This window comes from Erwinia magellanica (assembly GCF_039023495.1).
GTDB lineage: Bacteria > Pseudomonadota > Gammaproteobacteria > Enterobacterales > Enterobacteriaceae > Erwinia.
Genome location: NZ_JBCHVC010000003.1, coordinates 541975 through 562139 on the forward strand (window position 1 = coordinate 541975; position 20165 = coordinate 562139).

A 20165-nucleotide genomic window follows, 5' to 3' on the forward strand; every position below is an offset into this window, starting at 1 on the left:
TCAACAGCACCCGGTTCCCCATGCCTTTGCGCTCCGTGACAGGGGCTGACGCAGCAGGCAGTTCCAATAAAAAAGGGTGCACACTGTGCACCCTTTGCAAGCCCCATTCAGGCTTTTTGACCCGCCGCGTTTGGTTAGCGGAAATCGCGATCCCGGTCACTGGTCATATCATACAGCTGGTATTTACGACCCAGCATCTGCCCGCCATCACGCGTCAACGGCGTCCAGCTTACCTGCGCACGGCCACGCGTTGGCGAAGCAGTAAACAGATCCATTGGAATCGAGATATAGAAGCCTTTGGTGAAGTCTCCTTCGCCGTACTCTTCCGCCGAAACGTTGGTTTTGGTGGCGTAAGCGCCCACAATCACACCGCTGTCGAACTGGCGGGAGACATCAATGGTGGCCCCTTTATCTTCGGCCAGATACTGACCCACGCTGGCTTTCACCAGCACCTGGTTATTAAAGAAGGAAGGACGCCAGTAGGCTGTCAGATTACCGACTTTTGCTGTGTAGTCGGTAAACTGCATCATGTTGTCCCAGTCACGCTGTTTGACGTAGTTGGCATCGATGCCCACTGCCCAGTCAGAGTCCAGCGGACGGTAGATCACTTCGCCCCCGACGCCACCGTACATGGTTTCCAGATAGCCGCCATAGATCTGGCCGTAGAAGCCATTACCCAGGGCGTGCATGTAGTTGGCCTGCAAATTATTAACGTAGACGTTGTTATCCACATAGTCGCGAATATGCGTACGAACGCGAGGCAATGAAGAGTCGTTTGGTGCACCGTTGTAATTAAATTTATCGTAGTTGTTTGCCAGATTGCCGAACACGCTACCATCAATCAGCAGGTGCTTCGTCAACCAGTAATTGGCGTTTGCCATCACGCCTACCTGGTAGAGATAGAAGCTCTCCGGGCCGCCAACAGACTGATTCAGAACCGGCGCTATGCTGTAGTTGAAGTCATCAGCATCAATATAGTAACCCTGCTCGGTATGGCCCGGATCGACCGGCTCAACACGCTTTTGATCCAGCGTCTGCTCTTTGCCCAGCGGATAGCCTTCCAGCTGCTGGCGAAGGCTGGCGACCCTGGTTTCCGTGGTGACTTGCGGCATCCGGTCGCGAATTTCCGTCACTTTCAGCGTGTCGATATTGGCTGGCAGGTTATTCATCAGGATCACGTTAGCGCGATCCACCCCTTCCTGGGTATCACGATACTTTGTCTGCCGCCCGGAGACGTACAGCGTGTGATCCTGCACCTGAATATTTGGCGCATCCAGTCCGGCGTTATATTTCAAATCGGTCAGCTGGCTCGCCACGGCAGTCTGCTCAAGAAACTCACCCTGCGGTTGCGGTTTATAAGCGGGTTTGGCGGAATCAATGGAAGCCGTATGCAGATCGTTGAAGTTAGTACGCAGCGTGAAGCCAGCCATAAAGGTGTTGCCGCGCTCGTAGCTGACATTCACATCTGCCCAGTCGGTAAGACGATAGATGGCACCGACGTTAATTTTGCTTTTCTGTTCAAGGCGGCCGGCAAAGTCATCCTGATAATCGTTGCCTTCATATTCCGCCTTCAGGCGAAGCGGCTGCCAGGGGGTCTGATACTCCACGCCGCCAAAAATCGCCGCAGGGCCTTTAAACATATCCTTGCCGCTGACGGAACCTGCTGTCCCGCTGGTGTCAGAACGGTTGCAGTAGCTGCTGTCTGCTTCACAGAACGGGTTTTTCACCGTGCCGCTGTTACCCAGATAACCAAAACCCAGGCCCAGCGTGAAATCAAACGGCCCCCAGGCTTTGGTCGCCACCAGGTATTCGCTGTCGAACAGGCCCGTACCACCCAGATCGCGCGCCCCTACGGCCACTTCCGGCAGCCAGTAGCCTTCCTGCCAGAGGCGGGCTTTCAGATCGAACGCTTTGTCCTTGTAACTCTGGTTTCCGCTGAAGCTGTCCACGGCGCTGTAGCGGCGGGTTTTCACATCCGTATAGCGAATGGTCGCTTCCAGCCAGGGGAAAAGCTGCACCGAGGAAGAGTAGAAGCGATACTGATCGTTATAACGGTAGTTCAGGCTGAACTCGCCATCTTTTGCCATCCGCGCGGTGGGAACCTGCAACAGGCCCACTCCGCCGAAATCGGACTGCGAAGGGCCAACCGGATCGGGAAAGGTTGCCGCCTGAGCCTGACAGGCACAGGCCACAGAAATAGCTAACAGGCTGAGAAGATAAGATTTTTTCATCAGTCAGGGATCCGGTGCGTCAGAACAGAAACAATCTGCTGGTTAAGGTCTTCACTGTCGCCAGGCAGCGTCCAGGAAGAAAAGCCAACGTAAATAATGCTGCCAGCTTCAGGCTCAACGTGGCGGCGGTTCCAGTAAGCGACAGGCACTTCACTGGCCTCTCCGTTCGGGGCAATCAGCACCGCAACGTTCCGCTCTGCACCCGACAGGTTGTCGTGATCCTGCAAGTAATCCACCACGCTCCGGCCAGGCAGCCACGAGGTTTTACCGCTTCCGGCAATCGCGCCGGCCAGGGTGATGGTGGTAGGCTTTTGCAGCGTATAGACGCTGTAATCTCCGGCCAGAGTCCGGTTAGCACCCGGACGCAGGCGCACCCAGTCGGGATCAAGATTGGTGAACTGCCGCCCGGTGACTTTCACCGCAGCTACCTGTTGCAGCACGTTATCCACTACCGCAGCAAGAGAGGCATCGCCATCCGCATGCAGGGAACTGCTCCAGGCTTTCAGCCGCGCCAGCAGCTGCTGCTGCTGTTGAACCGCGGCGGCGGTTGCCAGTTTTTCCGCAATTACCGTACCGGGCCACCAGGTTTTACCTGCCAGCGCAGGGCTGCTGACCAACTGAGCCAGATTCTGTGCATCACTGACTGTCGCCGTCTGCGTCTGCCCCTGGGCGTAAACCGTTACCTGACTTTCCGCACGCAGGCTCAGCGAGACGCAGGCAGCTATCCCTGCAAAGAGAAGAGTTATTTTTTTCATGATTTCGCAGGCTTCAGGATGGTGGTTTCAAGAGGGAAATAGTCGCCGCCCAGCGTCTGCTGTGACTGGCGAACCTCTCCAGTGGTGGTATCAATCCAGAAGGTGTTGCGCCAGGATTTGCCCTCTGCGGGCAGCTCAACCTCTTCCTGCCAGACGCGACAGGCCACGTTGTTGCCTGCCAGCAGCAGAACCTGATCTTTCAGGCGCGTAAAGCGGGAGGCGGCGGTTGCCGCGCGGAATTTACCTGCTTCACTCCAGCTCAGGGTACGCGTCCAGCCTGCCCCTTCCGTGAGTTCGAGCGGATTCGACAGCGGATCCTGGCTCAGATTGGTGACCTCACTCAGGTTGTCTGCCAGCCCCAGCGTTTTCACCACGCGTCCATGCTGAGTGACCACCATCGACTGATCGCGGGTGATCCATTTTTGCTGGCCGTTTTCATCAAAGCCCAGCACCACAAAAATACGCTGCCCGTTATTCACGCGCAGGTACATGCTGGCATAAGGCAGATTTTCAACTTGTTGATCGGTAACCTGAACGTCATCCGGCCCGAGCAGGGCGAGTTTTACCGTCTCTCCAAGCCCTTTTTGTGTTTGTGTACAGGCCTGGAGAAGCAGGCAGAAAAGCAGCAGTGATAGGTAGCGCACCTGTGTGTGTCCCTGAGCAAAGTCTGACAATGTCAAAAAATAACCACACAAACGTGTGGTTATGATTAATTTACCGCACTTAACGCGTGGTGCTGGTGGTGGTGGTTGTGGTGGTGCCGGTATTTGAACCGTTGCCACCACTGGATGCTGCCAGAGCAACACCAACCAGTGCGCCAAGCGCACCCACACCTACCGCAGTGGTGGTTCCGGCGGAGAGTGTCCCCGCAGTAGCACCGGCGGCAGTGCCAGCTTCTTCAGGCGCAGCAAATGCGGCTGAAGCACTGGCTAAGTACACTATGGCTGCAACAGCACATAAGACTTTCTTCATAACATTTCCCTTCATTAAATGAATGGATACCTCACCTGAAGGTTTTCAGGCGGCTCCAGTATAAGGTAATAAATGACCAGAATTCAGGGGGATCCCCACTGACGCGATGGCCCTTTTCTTTGTCTAAAATAAGCACGCTTTGCCCACTCAGGGCAACATTTGACTAAATAATTCAATATATTAGTGTTTATATCTGCGTCAGGGCCAATTATTAGTGTCATACGCTAATAATGTCCTTTAGTAAGGTGTAATCACTGGAGAGGATGCTGAAAGGGAGTTATTGCCGTAAAGTTTTTATATTTCAAAATATTAGCGACAACGCGACGGCATAACTGTGATAAACAACCCGATTTTATTTCAGATTTATCCTTAATAAAATCAAAGCAAAAGAGTGAATTTTAAGATTATCCTCACCTCTGCGGGTGTGACTTTATCTATTTTTGGGGGCATTAGCGCGCTGTAATCGGCTTTAGTTTGTCTCTCACGCAACGCTTGTCGGGTAAAAGAGAGAACCGCAGAGAATGTCAACCAGGTCCATAAACAGATAAAGTCGGATCTGGGGAACGGTTCCAGGCCCCGGATAAGGCCGGATCGCTCTGCTGGGTTTCCGATCCCGCTCATCCCTATTCTCAGGTTGAAGCGATGGGTTACAACAGCTCGAAAACTGCCCTTAATGCGGTGACCGTTGCCTTCGCCAAAGAACTTGCGGCGTTTGGGATCAGCGTTAACGCCGTCGACCCTGGTTACACAGCCACGGATTTTAATGGGCACAGTGGCTACAGAACCGTTGCTGGGGCCGCCGCCGGGATCGTCTGGCTGGCAGATCATAACTCTGCGGATATGACAGGGGGATTTTACTTCGATCGGCACCCGGCACCCGGCACCCTGGTAACATCCACTTATCCGTCCTGACGGTAAGCGGCTATTTTGGCAATCCTTCACTAAGAGGTAGAGGGTCAGAGCGGACGATGCGCCGTTTCTTTTGCTTTCCGGAGCGCGATAAGCGTAACAGTTAGCGCATAGAGGACATCAGAGCCACCAGCGTATCAGCAGCTGTTTGGAATAGCTTAAACCCGCTCTTTCAGCGGGATGTGGGTAGTTTTTCCGCTGCCTGCATGGGACGACAATATTGGCATCTCTTCAACGCCACGATGCAACCACAGGCCAGATACTCGCCTGAATAAAAGCCTGTAGCGAAGTGAGGGGCCAGATAAAACAAAGGGCCGGTGCATCTGCACCAGCCCCTGGGTCTCTCTCAGAAGAGAGATTAGCCGCGCCAGTTCTTGTAACGGTTGATTAAGCCGTTGGTAGAGCTGTCATGGCTGCTGACCTCTTCACTGCCGGACAACTCAGGCAGGATGCGGTTTGCCAGCTGTTTACCCAACTCGACGCCCCACTGATCGAAGGTGAAGATGTTGAGGATCGCGCCCTGAGTAAAGATTTTATGCTCATACAGCGCAATCAGCGCCCCCAGGCTGAACGGCGTGATATCGCGCAGCAGGATGGAGTTGGTTGGACGGTTCCCTTCAAACACCTTGAACGGCACAATGTGCTCGACAGATTTGGCGTCTTTGCCCGCATCGGTAAACTCTTTCTCTACCGCATCGCGTGATTTACCGAACGCCAGCGCTTCGGTCTGCGCAAAGAAGTTCGACAGCAGCTTGGCATGATGATCGCCCAGCTTGTTATGCGTCACCGCAGGGGCGATAAAGTCACAAGGGATCAGCTTGGTGCCCTGGTGGATCAGCTGATAAAACGCATGCTGACCATTAGTGCCCGGCTCGCCCCAGATAATAGGGCCCGTTTCGTAAGTAACAGGCGCGCCGTTACGGTCAACATACTTACCGTTCGACTCCATGTTGCCCTGCTGGAAGTAGGCGGCAAAGCGGTGCATGTACTGATCGTAAGGCAGAATCGCTTCGGTTTCAGCGCCGAAGAAATTGTTATACCAGATACCAATCAGCGCCAGGATCACCGGCAGGTTCTGTTCGGCTGGCGTGGTGGAGAAGTGCTTGTCCATCGCATGCGCGCCGCTCAGCAGCTTCTCAAAGTTGTCGAAACCAACGGAGAGAACGATGGAAAGGCCAATGGCTGACCACAGTGAGTAGCGTCCGCCAACCCAGTCCCAGAATTCGAACATGTTGTTGGTATCAATACCGAAATCACTCACCGCTTTACCATTGGTAGAGAGCGCCGCAAAGTGTTTCGCCACGTGCTGCTCGTCACCCGCCGTTTTCAGGAACCAGTCACGCGCGCTGTGGGCGTTGGTCATGGTTTCCTGGGTAGTGAAGGTTTTCGAGGCCACCAGGAACAGCGTGGTTTCAGGATTCAGATCCTTCACGGTTTCCGCGATGTGCGTGCCGTCAACGTTCGAAACGAAGTGCATGTTCAGGTGATTTTTGTACGGGCGCAGCGCCTCTGTCACCATAAACGGCCCCAGGTCTGACCCGCCAATACCGATATTTACCACGTCGGTAATAGGTTTACCGGTATAGCCTTTCCAGTCGCCGCTGATAATGCGCTCAGAGAAAGATTTCATCTTCTCCAGCACCGCGTTAACCTCTGGCATCACATCTTTGCCGTCCACCACGATTGGGGTGTTGCTACGATTGCGCAGGGCAACGTGCAGCACAGCACGATCTTCGGTACGGTTAATTTTTTCGCCGGAAAACATCGACTTGATAGCGCCTTGCAGATCGGTCTCTTTCGCCAGATCCTGCAACTTCGCGAGGGTATCGCTGGTGATGCGGTTTTTAGAGAAGTCTACCAGCATCAGGTCGTCGAAGGTGGCAGAGAAGTTCGCGAAGCGATTGCTGTCTTTAGCAAACAAATCAGCGATTTGAACGTCTTTCATCTCTTCGAAATGCTGCTGCAACGCTTGCCATGCAGCGGTTTGTGTCGGATTGATATTTTTCATAACAACACACTCTTTTTATTTAAGAACCGTAAATCAGGCCGGACGCCATGTTACCCGAGGTACCCGCCTGGGTTCCCTCTTCCTGTAACAGGCCTCAGCTATCGTTAGCAGGTTTCCCCACCTTTTTGTCCGGGGCTATTTATAATTCAGGCGGCGGTCAGCTTGCCCGCTCAGCGTTTCAGTATGACTATTCTTGCTGTCGAAAGGAAAAATTTTATGGAGTTCTCTGCCCCACTGCTGTTGGTTATCATTGGATTAAGTTCGCTGGTAGCCCAGTGGCTGGCCTGGTTGCTGCGTCTGCCCGCTATTTTGCCGCTGCTGGTTTTCGGCATAGTCCTGGGTCCTGTCGGCCACGTTTTGCAACCGGATGCCCTGTTTGGCAGCCTGCTGTTTCCTTTTGTTTCACTCTCTGTCGCCATCATTCTCTTTGAAGGGGCGCTGACGCTTCGCTTCGACGAGATCCGCGGTCTGGGCAACGTGGTGCGTAACCTGGTCACCGTAGGAATGATGATCACCTTTCTGGTGATCAGCGTCGCCTGCTGGGCGCTGCTCGACTTCCCGCCGGAGCTTGCGGCACTGGTCGGCTCCGTTACCGTGGTCACCGGCCCCACGGTTATTGCCCCGCTGATGCGCGTGGTGCGGCCCAATAAGGCGATCAACCAGGTGCTGCGCTGGGAAGGCATCGTTATCGATCCCGTGGGCGCTATCTTCACCCTTCTGGTGTTTGAGTTTATTGTGCTGCGTCAGAAAGCTGAATCGTTAACGCACCTGTTCTGGACTTTAGGTGAAACGGCGGCGGTTGGTTTAGTCGCGGGTGCGTTTTTTGGCTGGCTGCTGGGTGTTGCTCTGAAGCGCGTCTGGCTGCCGGGGTATCTGCAAAATTTTGCGGTGCTGGCGGTGATGCTGACCGCGTTTGGCCTTTCCAACGCGCTGGCGGATGAGTCCGGCCTGCTGACGGTCACGGTGATGGGTATCTGGCTGGCCAATATGCGCGAAGTCGATCTCACCGAAATTATCGCCTTCAAGGAGGAGCTTTCGGCGCTGTTGATCTCCGGCCTGTTTATTATTCTGGCGGCAAGGCTGGATCTGGCTGCGCTACTGGCGATGGGCTGGCCGCTGGTCGGGCTGCTGCTGATTGTGCAGTTTATCGCCCGTCCTTTATGCATTGCGGTTTCCACCTGTGGCTCGTCACTGCCGCTGCGTGACAGGCTGATGCTGAGCTGGATTTCGCCTCGCGGTATTGTTGCCGCAGCGGTCAGCTCGCTGTTTGCCCTGACGCTGGAAAAAACCGGCTTTGTCGGCGCGGATAAGCTGGTAACGGTGGTGTTTGCGGTGATTATCGGCACCGTGGTGCTGCAAAGCCTGACCAGCTCGGTGCTGGCGCGGATACTGAAGGTACAGCAGCGCGAGCCGCGTGGCGTACTGATTATCGGCGCTAACAGCGTGGCGCGTACGCTGGCAGCTTCGCTGCAAAAGCTGGATATCCCGGTTTTGGTGACAGACAGCAGTTGGGAATATTACCGGCTGGCGCGAATGGAAGGGATCCCCGCCTATTATGGCAATGCCTGGTCAGAACATGCAGAGAACTTCCTTGATCTGAGCGAAACGGCTCAGGTGCTTGCGCTGTCGCCCAATCGCCATCAGAATGCGCTCGCGGTCTATCACTTCAGCCATATGTTTGGTGAAAAAAACGTGGCGGCTATCCGCTCAGGTGCCGCACTGCGCGTGAAGCGCGACAGCGAAAGCCCGCGTTTTCGTCGGCATGAAGTGCTGTTTGGCCAGGCGCAGACCTATGCCCAGCTCAGCAGCCTGTTGTCGAAAGGTGCCACCATTAAGGCCACCCGCCTGAACGAAAACTTTGGCTGGCTGGAGTACCTGGAAAAAAACCAGGGGGTGATCCCGCTTTTTGTGCAAAACGAAGCGGGCGCACTGAGCGCGGTACGGGGCGAAGAGACGCCTGCCCTGCCCTGTACCCTGATTGCGCTGGTGCAAAATGAAAATTCCTCAGACGGCAGAGATTGACAGCGGCAGCAGAAAGCGATATTTGTAGCCCGCTAGTTGCGCATCTGATGCGCAAGCCAGAAGAGGCGCGTCGCCCAGGCAGTGTGTTGGAGGAGCCGAATCCAGAGAAAACACATCAGGGGGAGCGACGCCGAGGTACAATCCACGCGGCGTGGGGCGTATCGACCGCAGGGGCTGAATCCTCTGGGTTGTCACCAGGATCGTTCGTCAGGAACGGTTCACACCTGATTACGGATGCGGCAGCCTAAGCCGCTGCCGCATCCGTAACGGGTAGACAAGGTGGGGCGCTTCTGGGTGACTCGTAGTAATCCCCTTTTCTACGTCTACCCCGTTTTCGCTCTTCCCTTGTGCCATGAATTTAATCAGACACGAGGTATGTCAACACATGTCCCAATCTTTGATCGTGGCCAAATTTGGCGGCACCAGCGTTGCCGATTTTACAGCCATGAACCGCAGCGCCGATGTGGTGCTGGCCGATCCGCATACCCGTCTGGTGGTTCTTTCTGCCTCTGCGGGTGTGACTAACCTGCTGGTGTCACTGTCGGAAGGTCAGGAGCAGGAGCAACGGGCTTATCAGCTTGATGAGATCCGTCGTATCCAGTACGCCATTGTTGATGAGCTGGCCCAGCCTGAGGTGATCCGCGAGGAAGTGGATCGCGTACTGGAAAACATCACCATGCTTTCCGAAGCCGCTGCGCTGGCGACCTCCGCCGCCCTCACCGACGAACTGGTCAGCCACGGCGAGCTGCTCTCTACCCTGCTTTTTGTGGAGATCCTGCGTCAGCGTCAGGTTGAATCTGAGTGGTTTGACGTACGTAAAGTGATGCGCACCAACGACCGCTTTGGCCGTGCCGAGCCGGATGTTGCTCTGCTGGCGGAGCTGGCTCAGGCTCAGCTGGCCCCGCGTCTGGCGCAGGCGCTGGTGGTGACGCAAGGCTTTATCGGTAGCGAGGCCAAAGGCCGTACCACCACCTTAGGCCGTGGCGGCAGTGATTACACGGCAGCCCTGCTGGGTGAAGCGCTGCATGCCAGCCGCATCGATATCTGGACAGACGTGCCTGGCATCTACACCACCGATCCCCGCGTGGTGCCCGCAGCGAAACGCATTGATGAAATTACGTTCGAAGAAGCAGCCGAAATGGCCACCTTTGGCGCCAAAGTTCTGCATCCTGCCACGCTGCTGCCAGCCGTTCGTAGTGATATTCCGGTGTTTGTCGGCTCCAGCAAAGATCCCGCTGCTGGCGGCACCCGCGTCTGTAATCAAACGCAAAATCCGCCGCTGTTCCGCGCGCTGGCTCTGCGCCGCAAGCAGACGCTGCTGACGCTCCACAGCCTGACCATGCTGCATACGCACGGTTTCCTGGCGGAATTGTTCAACATTCTGGCGCGCCATAATATCTCGGTCGATTTGATCACCACCTCTGAAGTGAGCGTGGCGCTGACGCTGGATACCACGGGTTCAACGTCAAACGGCGACAGCCTGCTGACGCAGGCGCTATTGACCGAGCTTTCTTCACTCTGCCGCGTGGAAGTGGAAGAGAATCTGGCGCTGGTAGCAATTATCGGTAATAAGCTGTCACAGGCGTGTGGCGTGGGCAAAGAGGTGTTCGGCGTGCTGGACCCGTTCAATCTGCGCCTGATTTGCTACGGAGCCAGCAGTTATAACCTCTGCTTCCTGGTGCCGGGTAATGATGCCGAGCAGGTGGTACAGACGCTGCACCGCAATCTGTTCGAATAATCCTCTGTACGTCTGCCATATTAAAACCGGGCCTGGCCCGGTTTTTTTGTTTCCTGACCGCCCCCGGTAGCGAACATCGCTAAAAAATAGGAATTTTCTATAAAGATGACGGCATCTGTGGCGAAAAAACCTGTTCAGATCAATTTTGACGCAGATAAAAAAGGCATAGCTTGAATTATCCCGTTCCGTAACGATAATCCCGTTCCTGGTAAATTCAGGAGTGTTTGAGGTTTTTATGCGGAAGTTTATGGCAGAATTTTTCGGTACTTTTGTACTGGTTTTTGGAGGATGTGGTAGCGCAGTGCTGGCAGCAGGATTCCCGGCGCTGGGGATCGGCTTTGCCGGCGTTGCGCTGGCGTTTGGCTTAACCGTGCTGACAATGGCTTACGCCGTGGGGCATATCTCTGGTGGGCATTTTAATCCAGCGGTCACGCTGGGGCTGTGGGCTGGCGGACGCTTTCCTGCCTCGCAGATAGCGATCTATATCGTGGCCCAGGTGCTCGGCGGTATCGCCGCCGCAGCCGTATTGTATGTTATCGCCAGTGGGCAGAGCGGTTTTGATGCAGCGGCCAGCGGTTTCGCCTCTAATGGCTTTGGTGAGCATTCACCCGGCGGCTACTCACTGCTCTCCGGCATGGTGAGTGAAGGGGTGCTGACTGCACTCTTCCTGATCGTTATTCACGGCGCGACGGACAAGCGTTCTCCGGCGGGTTTTGCGCCAATCGCTATCGGTCTGGCGCTGACCCTGATCCATCTGGTCAGCATTCCGGTCACCAATACGTCTGTTAACCCGGCAAGAAGTACGGCTGTGGCTATTTTCCAGGGCGGCTGGGCCGTTCAGCAGCTGTGGATGTTTTGGCTGATGCCCGCTGTTGGCGGCATCGTTGGGGGGCTGCTCTACCGTTATCTGCTGGCCCACAAAGAGTAATCCCTACCCGCCGTGGGCCAGCCCCTCTGGCCCACGCTTCCCCCACCGTTATTTAATGCTATGATTCTGCGTTCACTTTTTCCTCGTTCCGGAAACCGTGATCTGTCTGATGGCAAAACCTGCAAAAAACAAACACAACCTAAAAAAAAGGAAGTCTGGCTATGTTCGCCACTATTACCCGGCTGTTCCCGTTATGGGCAGTTCTGCTCTCTGTTGCCGCCTACTACTCCCCTACCACCTTTCTTGGCATCGGCCCCTGGGTCACTTACCTGCTGATGCTGATTATGTTCGGGATGGGCGTCACGCTAAACATCAACGATTTCAAACGGGTGCTGACGCGCCCGGCACCGGTCATTGCCGGTACCTTCCTGCATTATCTGGTCATGCCGCTGGCGGCATGGGGACTGGCTAAGCTGTTTCATATGCCGCCCGACCTGTCGGCGGGCATGATTCTGGTGGGCAGCGTTGCCAGCGGCACCGCGTCTAACGTCATGATCTATCTGGCTAAGGGTGACGTCGCGCTCTCCGTTACTATCTCATCGGTCTCTGCCCTGGTGGGCGTGTTTGCCACGCCGTTGCTGACCAAACTCTATGTGGATACCCATATTCAGGTGGATGTGGTCGGTATGCTGCTGAGCATTGTGAAGATCGTGGTGGTACCTATCAGTATTGGTTTGGTTATTCATCACACCATGAACAGCCTGGTCAGACGCGTGGAGCCTTATCTGCCAGCCTTCTCTATGGTCTGCATTCTGCTGATCATCAGCGCGGTGGTGGCAGGTAGCCAGAGCTTTATCGGCTCCGTTGGTCTGATGGTGATTGTGGCGGTGATGCTGCATAACGCGATCGGTCTGTTGGGCGGCTACTGGGGCGGCAAGCTGTTTGGCTTTGATGAGTCCACCTGCCGCACGCTGGCGCTGGAAGTGGGGATGCAGAACTCCGGTCTGGCCGCCACCCTGGGCAAGCTCTACTTCTCGCCGCTGGCGGCGTTGCCCGGTGCGCTCTTCTCTGTCTGGCACAACCTCTCTGGCTCACTGCTGGCGGGCTACTGGTCAGGCAAACCGATAAAGAAAAAGTAATGCCCTGAAGCGCAGTCGTGCTCTTTACGGGCACGCAAACGGCGCAGCTTTCCCGGCGGATCTTCTCCCGCCGGGACGCTTACTCCTCATCCCGCGCATCATCCGGCTGTTCAAGCACGCTGTAGGCCACCGCGCAGAATAGTGAATTCAGACGCTTCATATCGCCCAGCAGCCCCAGATGCAGCGAGCTGGTTTCAATACTCTGCACGTTTTGCTGATGCAGGCGGTCCACATGCTTATGGGAGTAACGGCGGTTAGTGATGCGGAAGCGGTGCTTGGCCCGGCGCAGGCGCCTGGCGCTGGTGATATCTCTTGATAAAAACACCGACAGGCCAAGACGCAGGTTTCCGGCCAGTTGCTCCATTAACGCGTCCAGTTCGCTCAGGCCTTCGACCGAAAATGCCCGTCGCGCCGTCAGCGATTTATCGGCCACGTCGCCGCTCATCCTTTCCAGAATATCGCCAGCCATTTCCAGATTCAGTGCCATTTCAATGATTTCCGCCCAGCGTTGGGAATCCTCTTCAGGCAGATCCTCTTTCGGCATCTGCGCCAGATAGAGTTTGATGGCGGTGTAGAGCACATCCACATCATCATCCAGCTTGCGGATCTCCCGCTCTTCCCGAAGCTCGCCATGCATCACCTTGCTGAAAGTGGCCAGCATCTGCTCCAGCACATCGCCCATGCGTAGCGTCTCTCTTGAGGCGTTAGCAAGGGCTAATGCAGGCGTGTCCAGCGCACTTTTGTCCAGATGGCGGGGTTTCAGACGCAGCTCGGTCTCCTTCTCATCACCGATTAGCCGCGTACAGAGCCTGGCCATTGGATCGGTAAACGGCACCATAATCAGGCAGCGGATCAGGTTGTAGAAGACGTGGAAAAAAATCACCAGCTCTTCGTCGTTGACCGGCAACCTTTGTAACTGATCGGCCAGGGGGTCGACAAACGGCAGCACCATCAGCGAGCCAATAAATTTAAAGAGTAAACTGCCCAGCGCCACCCGTTTTCCGGCGGCATTCGACGCGCTGTTGTTCAGCATCGCCAGCAGCCCGCTGCCCAGGTTGGCACCAATCACCAGACATAACGCCACTTTAAACGAGATAACGCCGGTTGCCGTAAGCGTAGCGGTGATCAGCACCGCCGCGAGGCTGGAATAGCTGATAATGGCGAAAACGGCACCCAGCAGCGCATCCAGCATCACATCGCCAGTGAGCGAGGAGAAGATAACTTTTACGCCGGACGCCTGGGTGATAGGGGTAGCCGCAGCCACAATCAGTTGCAGGGCAAGCAGTATCAGCCCCAGGCCGATGCTGGCGCGGCCAAGCTGTCCGGCTCGCGTTTGCTTACGACCAAGGAAAAACACCACGCCAAACAGGATAAACAGCGGAGAGAGCCAGGAGAGATCGAACGTCAGGATCCGCGCCATAAGCGCCGTACCGACGTCTGCCCCCAGGATAATCACCAGCGCGGGCGTCAGACCAACCAGCTCCTGCGCCACAAATGAGGTGACCAGCAGCGTGGTGGCGTTGCTGCTCTGCACCAGCGCGGTAACGCCAATGCCAGCCACAAACGCCATCGGTTTCTTTTCCACACTCTTGCTGAGCACGCGACGTAAATCAGCGCCGTAAACGCGCATGATGCCGGTACGCACTATGTGTGTACCCCAGACCAGCAGCGCGACGGCAGAGAGCAAATTAAGCAGGGTTAACACCGATGTAGACCTCCAACTTCTTAATCTGATACGTTCGGAACGGGCGACCCGTTCTGCCTACGCTATTAAGTTTAGTCGGTTAGCTGAAAAAAATCTTTTTAATCAGCGTGATATCTGTACCGTTAAGCGACTTCCCGCAGCGTCATTTTGTCCAGATGCAGACCCACCCGATAACCCGCCGGATGCAAATCTTCCACAGAACGGTTCAGCACATCCACCATCAGTTCAACGTCTTGCGCCTTAACGCGGTAACGGATGACGTTGCCCAGCAGGCTGTGGCTGAGAATTTCTGCCGGTATGCCCTGTTCCGGCGAACAGAAAGCCACAGATTCCGGGCGAAGCGCCACCTGACCGCTGAAGGTCTCTCCTGTGAGCCGGGAAGCCTGCTCAGCACTCAACAGGTTATAATTGCCGATAAACCCGGCGGCGAAGAGGTCTACCGGTTGAGTATAGAGGGATTCGGCATTGCCATTTTGTACAATTTTCCCTTTATTCATCAGCACGATGCGGTCGGAGAGCGTCAGCGCCTCTTCCTGATCGTGGGTGACAAACAGGGTGGTAAGGTTCAGCTCTTTCTGAATGCGACGGATCTGGTCGCGCAGATGGCGGCGAATACGGGCATCAAGCGCCGAGAGCGGCTCATCCAGTAACAGCAGGCGCGGCTGCGTCACCAGCGAACGGGCCAGCGCCACGCGCTGACACTGGCCGCCAGAAAGCTGATGTGGATAGCGCTTCGCATAATCTGTCAGCTCCACCAGCTCCAGGACTTCTCCCACCCGGCGCTGAATATCCGCAGCGGGCAGCTTCTGCATTTTCAGCCCAAAGGCCACGTTGCGCTCAACGCTCATGTTCGGGAACAGCGCATAGCTCTGGAACACCATGCCTATCGAGCGTTTCTGCGGCGTCAGCGGCACAATGTCCTGGCCCTGTAGCAGAATTTGCCCGCTGTCCACTGACGTCAACCCCGCCAGGCAGCGCAGCAGGGTCGATTTTCCGCAGCCGCTGGGGCCAAGCAGCGTGACAAATTCGCCTTCGCTGGCGGTGAAATTAATCTCCTGAAAAATCGACGTTGGGCCGTAGCTTTTGTTCAGTTGGGTGACGCTTAAGTAACTCATTTTCAGCCTCGCTCGCGGTTCAGGGCATTTGCCAGCCAGGTCACCAGCAGGACAACAAAGAAATAGGAGATAACCAGCGCGCTGCTGAAGTGACCACTGGCATTGCGCACGTTATAGAGGTAAACCTGTAGCGTTTCATAGCTGGTGCCCACCAGCATGTTAGCAAACACAAACTCGCCGATAAGAAACGAGAACGAAAGCAGCACCGCAATCAGCGCCCCTTTGCGCAGGTTTGGCAGCACGACCAGCAGGGCAGCCTGCCACGTGCTGGCCCCCAGCAGATGCGCCGCATCAATCAGCTCGCGCATGTTAATCGCCTGCATATTGTTGGAGATGGCACGGTAGATAAACGGCAGCGCAATGGTGAAGTAGCAGCCAATCAGGATCCATGGCGTGCCGGTCAACATCAGCGGCGGCTCTGAATAGAGTTGGAGTAACCCCACTGAAGAGACAACCGGCGGCACGGCAAAGGGCATCAGGATCAGCACGTTCATCACCGCATCGAGTTTTGGGAAGTAGTAAGCGATCACAAACATCGTAGGCAGCACCAGCACCAGCGAGAAGAAGAGCGCGCCAAAGCAGATCAGCAGCGAGTGCCACAGCGCCACCAAAAAGCGCGGATCGCCCCAGAGCTGGATAATCCATTTCAGGGTAAAGCCATCAGGCACAATGGTGGCCCCCCAGCCGGTAGCCAGCGCATAGAGCAGCGTGGCAACCAGCGGCAAGGCAAGGATCAAAAATACCAGCCAGACAATCACCCGATGATAGATAAATTCCGTTCGCGACATTGAGGCTCTCCGTTAGCGCGCATGTTGATAGCTGCGGCGCACCAGCCACTGATGAACAATAGTAATCACTGACATCAGCACCACCAGCACCATCGCCAGCGCGCTGCCCATATGGGGATCAAGTGAGATATCGCCCGAGACCAGCGCGGCAATACGCACCGGGATAACATTGAAGTTTCCCGTGGTCAGCGCATAGATTGTGGCGTAAGCGCCCAGAGCATTTGCCAGCAGGATCACAAAGGTGCCCAACAGCGCCGGGGTAAGGATGGGCAGACCGATATGCAGCCAGAAGCGCAACCGGCTGGCACCGAGCAGGGCCGCTGACTCCTCCCACTCCTTCTTCAGCCCGTCAAACGCCGGATAGAGCAGCAGCAGCCCCAGCGGGATCTGAAACCAGGTGTACACCACAATCAGCCCCTGCGTGGAGTAAAGCTTGAACCCTTCCATCAGGCCATATTTACGCATCAGCAGGGTCAGGCAGCCGTTCAGCCCCAGCAGGATAACAAAGGCGAACGCCAGCGGGACGCCAGCAAAATTGCTGGTCATGTTGGTAAAGGACATAAAGAAACGGTGCAGCTTGCCGCTCCCGAGCTGGTGTAGCGAATAGCCGCCCACCAGCGCGATGATCAGGCCATAAAAGCTCGACCAGAAAGAGATATCCAGCGAGAAGCGGATCGCCTGCTGGTAAAAAGTAGAGGTGAAGATATCGCTGTAGTTGCTCCATCCCCACGCTTCATTCATCTCGCTGTAGAAGCTGTTAATGGCTATCCAGACCAGCGGCGCAATCTGAAAGGCGAGGTAAAAGATCGCAAAAGGAAGCAGGCAAAGCAGCGCTATCCCTCTGCCTTTCATGATGCGTTCTCCTGCACACTCAACAGTTCAGGGCAGACAGACTTGTCATGATCCACACCAAGAATGTCACACAGCGTGCCGCACAGCTCCGTTTGCAGAGGCGCCGCATCGTTTTGCAGAGAAAAAGCGCTGCCGAATACGAACAGCGGCACCTGCGTCTCCTCCGGCAGCGTGCCGCCATGGCTGCGGTCATCGTTCATGCCGTGATCGGCGGTCACCACCACCTGATAGCCTTCGGCCAGCCAGCCGGGCATCCAGCGCGACAGATAACCATCCGCCATACGGGCGCGGTTGCGGTACTGCGGCGTGGAGAGACCGAACTTATGGCCGGCATCATCAATATTCATGGGATGGATCAGCAGGAAATCGGGATCAAAGCGCAGACGCAGGCTCTCCGCATCCTCAAACAGGTGCGAATCGGGATAGCCGTCATCGTAATAAAAATGGCCATACTGGATGGGCAGCAAGACGTCTTCAGTATGGCGATCGCGGGCGGGTTGCCAGGGCGAGCGATTGTAGAGTTCGCTCACCCAATGGTAGGCCGCCGCCGCGGTGGTCAGCCCGGCATCGCGCGCATAGTGAAAAATACTGCGCTCTGTACTCAGACGAGTGACCTCATTGTGGATAATGCCGCTTCTCACCGGCGTTACGCCGGTAAGAATGCATTCATACAGCGGACGGGAAAGCGAAGGAAGCTCGCAGGTCATCTGGTAGAGCTGCCCCTTCCCCTGCGCGCACTCGGCATGCAGGTAACCCATTGCATGCTGAGCCACTTCAAAGCTCAGGCCATCCAGCACTACCAGAATCGTTTTCATCTCTTATCCTTATTGCTTCATGTTAACGATGACATTTTCCTGCCACAGACGAGGCAGCATTTTGGATGCTTTATCCCAGGCTGCCACGTCAGCAATCGGGTGGGCATTTTTATATTCAGAGTCAGGCAGCAGTTTGGCCTGCACGTCCGCTGGCAGCGTTAAATGCCCGGCACGGATAGGACGGGCATAGCCACGCGCCAGGTTGATCTGGCCGGCATCAGAGAAGATATATTCGCGGGTAAGTTTGGCGGCGTTCGGGTGTTTGGCATATTTGTTGATGATGGTGGTGTAGCCGGAGGTGATTGAGCCGTCAGACGGGATCACTACCTCAAACTTACTTTTATCAATCTGATCGCGGTAATTCAGGCCGTTGAAGTCCCAGACTACAGCCACCTGAATTTCACCTTTTTCGATGTTAGCGATAACCGGGTCGGTTACGCCCAGACGGCCCTCTTTCGCCAGCTCACTAAAGAAAGCCAGTGCCGGCTTCAGATCCTTCTCGCTGCCGCCCATGGCATAGGCCGCCGCCAGCACGCCGTTAGCTGCCTGAGCTGCTACCCCAACGTCACCGATAGTGACCACATACTTACCTTTTTTCAGGTCGGCCCAGCTGTGGGGGATATCTTTAACCTGATCTTTATTTACGATAAAAGCGATAGTGCCGGTATAGGCCAGCGCCCAGTTCCCCTCTTTGTCTTTTGCCCACTCAGGCACCTGATCCCAGGTGCTGGGTTTGTAAGGCTGTGCCAGACCTTTTTGCACGGCAACCGGCCCGAAAGCAGCGCCAACGTCACCTATATCTGCCGTGGCGTTGCTCTTTTCAGCAGCAAATTTCGCCAGCTCCTGAGCGCTCGACATATCGGTATCGCTATGTTTAATGCCATATTTGCTGCTGATATCTTCCCAGGTTCCTTTCCAGTTGGCCCAGCTGTCCGGCATGCCGACGCTGTTGACCTGACCTTCGGTTTTAGCCGCTTTTTCAAGCGCGGCGAGATCGGTATCGGCTGCATAGGCGGCCGGGAGGGCAAGCATGATGGCACTGGCTAACACAGAGGCGAACAAAGGTTTCATAAATGCAGCTCCGGATGATAAGTTGAGTGGCCTTCTGGACTAGTCCAGCAAGATCCGAGCCAATCTAGCCTGGCAGGATGACAGTTTTATGTCAGCGCAGGCGGGGGCGTGGACTAGTCCATATTCTCTGATAGCAGGGGAAAGGATTTTATGCGCGAAGGTCGTGCTGTTTATGTGCAGCTTCGCACCATATTGAGGCTTATATGTGATGAAAGCGTTAACCGTAGATGTTATTTGCCAGACGCTGGCCAGCCGGATCGCCAGCGGTGAGTATGCGGTCAATGGCCGACTGCCTTCCGAGCGGGAACTGAGCGATCATTTCTCCACCACCCGCATCACGCTTCGTGAGGCCTTAGGGCAGCTTGAGGCGCAGGGCATGATCTACCGCGAGCTACGCCGTGGCTGGTTTATTGCGCCACCTCGCCTGGCTTATGACCCGCTTCTGCGCAGCCATTTCCATGCGATGGCGGAAAAGCAGGGACGCAGAGCAGAGACTGAAGTGCTGGATGCCCGGCGGGTGAGCCTGCCTGCTGCGCTGGCGCAGCAGCTTGCCATGCAGGAAGGCGAAGAGGTGTATTGCATCCGCCGGCTGCGTCGTATTGATGGTCGCGCGGTGCTTTACGTAGAGCACTACCTCAACCCGCACTATTTTCCGGACCTGATGAGTTTTGATCTGACCCGTTCGCTGACCACTCTTTACCATGAGGAGTATGGCATCCGCTATGGACGCGTCGGTTTTACTATGCTGCCAACCCCCTTACCAGCCCTTGCCGCGCCTGCGCTGAAAGTGGCCGCAGGCAGCCCGGCGCTGTTTATCACGCGCATTAACCGCGACCAGCAGGATCGCATTATCGACTGTGATTACGAATACTGGCGCTATGATGCCCTCTATATCGACGTGCAGGTCAGGGAAGAGGAAGGGAGCGCGGCTCCTGACGGGAATACGGGCACAGGCTGAAGCCAGAGGAAGGCACTATCGCTGTAAGAAGATGCGGAGCAAAGTCTGGGACTGAAGGAAGGCAGTACATCTGCAAGAATATGCGGGGCAAAGCCTGGGACTGAAGGAAGGCACTACCGCTGTAAGAAGATGCGGGGCAAAGCCTGGGGCTGAAGGAAGGCACTCCCTCTGTAAGACGATGCGGGGCAAAACCTGGGGCTAAAGGAAGGCCCACCTTTG

16 protein-coding genes, 1 pseudogene and 1 riboswitch are annotated in these 20165 nt (G+C 55.7%); of the genes and pseudogenes, 6 read left to right on the forward strand and 11 right to left on the reverse strand.

What is annotated here, in order from left to right:
- Positions 1-134: 134 nt before the first annotated feature.
- The 4 genes from AAH450_RS14260 to yjbE all read right to left on the reverse strand — a co-directional run bounded on the left by AAH450_RS14260 (position 135) and on the right by yjbE (position 3958).
- Positions 135-2231, reverse strand: coding sequence for a YjbH domain-containing protein (locus tag AAH450_RS14260; RefSeq protein ID WP_342910795.1), 2097 nt, complete (start codon positions 2229-2231; stop codon positions 135-137).
- Positions 2231-2986 carry a capsule biosynthesis GfcC D2 domain-containing protein gene (locus tag AAH450_RS14265; RefSeq protein WP_342910796.1) on the reverse strand — a complete coding sequence of 252 codons (756 nt, stop codon included), beginning with the start codon at positions 2984-2986 and terminating at the stop codon, positions 2231-2233. Before AAH450_RS14265 ends, AAH450_RS14260 begins: the two co-directional genes overlap by 1 nt.
- The gene (locus AAH450_RS14270) at positions 2983-3630 is read right to left on the reverse strand and encodes a YjbF family lipoprotein (protein WP_342910797.1); all 648 of its coding nucleotides are present in this window, start codon (positions 3628-3630) and stop codon (positions 2983-2985) included. Before AAH450_RS14270 ends, AAH450_RS14265 begins: the two co-directional genes overlap by 4 nt.
- A gap of 79 nt (positions 3631-3709) precedes the next feature.
- Positions 3710-3958, reverse strand: coding sequence for an exopolysaccharide production protein YjbE (gene yjbE, locus AAH450_RS14275; RefSeq protein WP_342910798.1), 249 nt, complete (start codon positions 3956-3958; stop codon positions 3710-3712).
- A gap of 597 nt (positions 3959-4555) precedes the next feature.
- Here yjbE and AAH450_RS14280 point away from each other — a divergent pair.
- Positions 4556-4870 (forward strand): annotated as a pseudogene (locus tag AAH450_RS14280) (SDR family NAD(P)-dependent oxidoreductase); the annotation flags it as partial.
- Positions 4871-5225: 355 nt separating this feature from the next.
- Here AAH450_RS14280 and pgi read toward each other — a convergent pair.
- A complete protein-coding gene (pgi, locus tag AAH450_RS14285; protein WP_342910799.1) occupies positions 5226-6875 on the reverse strand; it encodes a glucose-6-phosphate isomerase in 1650 nt (549 codons plus the stop codon).
- Between the two features lie 216 nt (positions 6876-7091).
- On the opposite strand from pgi, the gene AAH450_RS14290 reads away from it, so the two are divergent.
- The 4 genes from AAH450_RS14290 (at position 7092) to panS (ending at position 12642) form a co-directional block, all read left to right on the forward strand.
- On the forward strand, positions 7092-8897 hold the full coding sequence (locus tag AAH450_RS14290) for a cation:proton antiporter (RefSeq protein WP_342910800.1): 1806 nt from the start codon (positions 7092-7094) through the stop codon (positions 8895-8897).
- Positions 8898-8949: 52 nt separating this feature from the next.
- Positions 8950-9195, forward strand: a riboswitch (Lysine riboswitch).
- An 87-nt stretch (positions 9196-9282) separates the two neighbouring features.
- Positions 9283-10635, forward strand: coding sequence for a lysine-sensitive aspartokinase 3 (gene lysC, locus AAH450_RS14295; protein ID WP_342910801.1), 1353 nt, complete (start codon positions 9283-9285; stop codon positions 10633-10635).
- Positions 10636-10870: 235 nt separating this feature from the next.
- Complete coding sequence (gene aqpZ, locus AAH450_RS14300; protein WP_342910802.1) at positions 10871-11563, forward strand: aquaporin Z; 693 nt, start codon at positions 10871-10873, stop codon at positions 11561-11563.
- A 161-nt stretch (positions 11564-11724) separates the two neighbouring features.
- Positions 11725-12642, forward strand: coding sequence for a ketopantoate/pantoate/pantothenate transporter PanS (gene panS, locus AAH450_RS14305; protein ID WP_318788397.1), 918 nt, complete (start codon positions 11725-11727; stop codon positions 12640-12642).
- 79 nt (positions 12643-12721) lie between these two features.
- Here panS and AAH450_RS14310 read toward each other — a convergent pair whose 3' ends face one another.
- The 6 genes from AAH450_RS14310 to AAH450_RS14335 all read right to left on the reverse strand — a co-directional run bounded on the left by AAH450_RS14310 (position 12722) and on the right by AAH450_RS14335 (position 18988).
- The gene (locus AAH450_RS14310) at positions 12722-14347 is read right to left on the reverse strand and encodes a Na/Pi cotransporter family protein (protein ID WP_342910803.1); all 1626 of its coding nucleotides are present in this window, start codon (positions 14345-14347) and stop codon (positions 12722-12724) included.
- A gap of 122 nt (positions 14348-14469) precedes the next feature.
- The gene (locus AAH450_RS14315; RefSeq protein WP_342910804.1) at positions 14470-15462 is read right to left on the reverse strand and encodes an ABC transporter ATP-binding protein; all 993 of its coding nucleotides are present in this window, start codon (positions 15460-15462) and stop codon (positions 14470-14472) included.
- A gap of 2 nt (positions 15463-15464) precedes the next feature.
- Entirely contained in the window at positions 15465-16250 is a 786-nt protein-coding gene (locus AAH450_RS14320) for an ABC transporter permease (protein WP_342910805.1), read from the reverse strand.
- Positions 16251-16262: 12 nt separating this feature from the next.
- Complete coding sequence (locus tag AAH450_RS14325; protein WP_342910806.1) at positions 16263-17102, reverse strand: ABC transporter permease; 840 nt, start codon at positions 17100-17102, stop codon at positions 16263-16265.
- A complete protein-coding gene (locus AAH450_RS14330; protein WP_342910807.1) occupies positions 17099-17917 on the reverse strand; it encodes an alkaline phosphatase family protein in 819 nt (272 codons plus the stop codon). Before AAH450_RS14330 ends, AAH450_RS14325 begins: the two co-directional genes overlap by 4 nt.
- Before the next feature lie 9 nt (positions 17918-17926).
- Positions 17927-18988, reverse strand: coding sequence for an ABC transporter substrate-binding protein (locus tag AAH450_RS14335; protein ID WP_342910808.1), 1062 nt, complete (start codon positions 18986-18988; stop codon positions 17927-17929).
- Positions 18989-19196: 208 nt separating this feature from the next.
- On the opposite strand from AAH450_RS14335, the gene AAH450_RS14340 reads away from it, so the two are divergent.
- Positions 19197-19946 (forward strand): UTRA domain-containing protein, encoded by a 750-nt coding sequence (locus AAH450_RS14340; protein ID WP_342910809.1) that lies wholly within the window; start codon positions 19197-19199, stop codon positions 19944-19946.
- Positions 19947-20165: the final 219 nt, after the last annotated feature.

Coding starts and splice junctions, on each gene's coding strand:
- AAH450_RS14260 (WP_342910795.1), bottom strand. CDS start 2,231: ATGAAAAAATCTTATCTTCTCAGCCTGTTAGCTATTTCTGTGGCCTGT.
- AAH450_RS14265 (WP_342910796.1), bottom strand. CDS start 2,986: ATGAAAAAAATAACTCTTCTCTTTGCAGGGATAGCTGCCTGCGTCTCG.
- yjbE (WP_342910798.1), bottom strand. CDS start 3,958: ATGAAGAAAGTCTTATGTGCTGTTGCAGCCATAGTGTACTTAGCCAGT.
- pgi (WP_342910799.1), bottom strand. CDS start 6,875: ATGAAAAATATCAATCCGACACAAACCGCTGCATGGCAAGCGTTGCAG.
- AAH450_RS14290 (WP_342910800.1), top strand. CDS start 7,092: ATGGAGTTCTCTGCCCCACTGCTGTTGGTTATCATTGGATTAAGTTCG.
- lysC (WP_342910801.1), top strand. CDS start 9,283: ATGTCCCAATCTTTGATCGTGGCCAAATTTGGCGGCACCAGCGTTGCC.
- aqpZ (WP_342910802.1), top strand. CDS start 10,871: ATGCGGAAGTTTATGGCAGAATTTTTCGGTACTTTTGTACTGGTTTTT.
- panS (WP_318788397.1), top strand. CDS start 11,725: ATGTTCGCCACTATTACCCGGCTGTTCCCGTTATGGGCAGTTCTGCTC.
- AAH450_RS14315 (WP_342910804.1), bottom strand. CDS start 15,462: ATGAGTTACTTAAGCGTCACCCAACTGAACAAAAGCTACGGCCCAACG.
- AAH450_RS14320 (WP_342910805.1), bottom strand. CDS start 16,250: ATGTCGCGAACGGAATTTATCTATCATCGGGTGATTGTCTGGCTGGTA.
- AAH450_RS14325 (WP_342910806.1), bottom strand. CDS start 17,102: ATGAAAGGCAGAGGGATAGCGCTGCTTTGCCTGCTTCCTTTTGCGATC.
- AAH450_RS14330 (WP_342910807.1), bottom strand. CDS start 17,917: ATGAAAACGATTCTGGTAGTGCTGGATGGCCTGAGCTTTGAAGTGGCT.
- AAH450_RS14335 (WP_342910808.1), bottom strand. CDS start 18,988: ATGAAACCTTTGTTCGCCTCTGTGTTAGCCAGTGCCATCATGCTTGCC.
- AAH450_RS14340 (WP_342910809.1), top strand. CDS start 19,197: ATGAAAGCGTTAACCGTAGATGTTATTTGCCAGACGCTGGCCAGCCGG.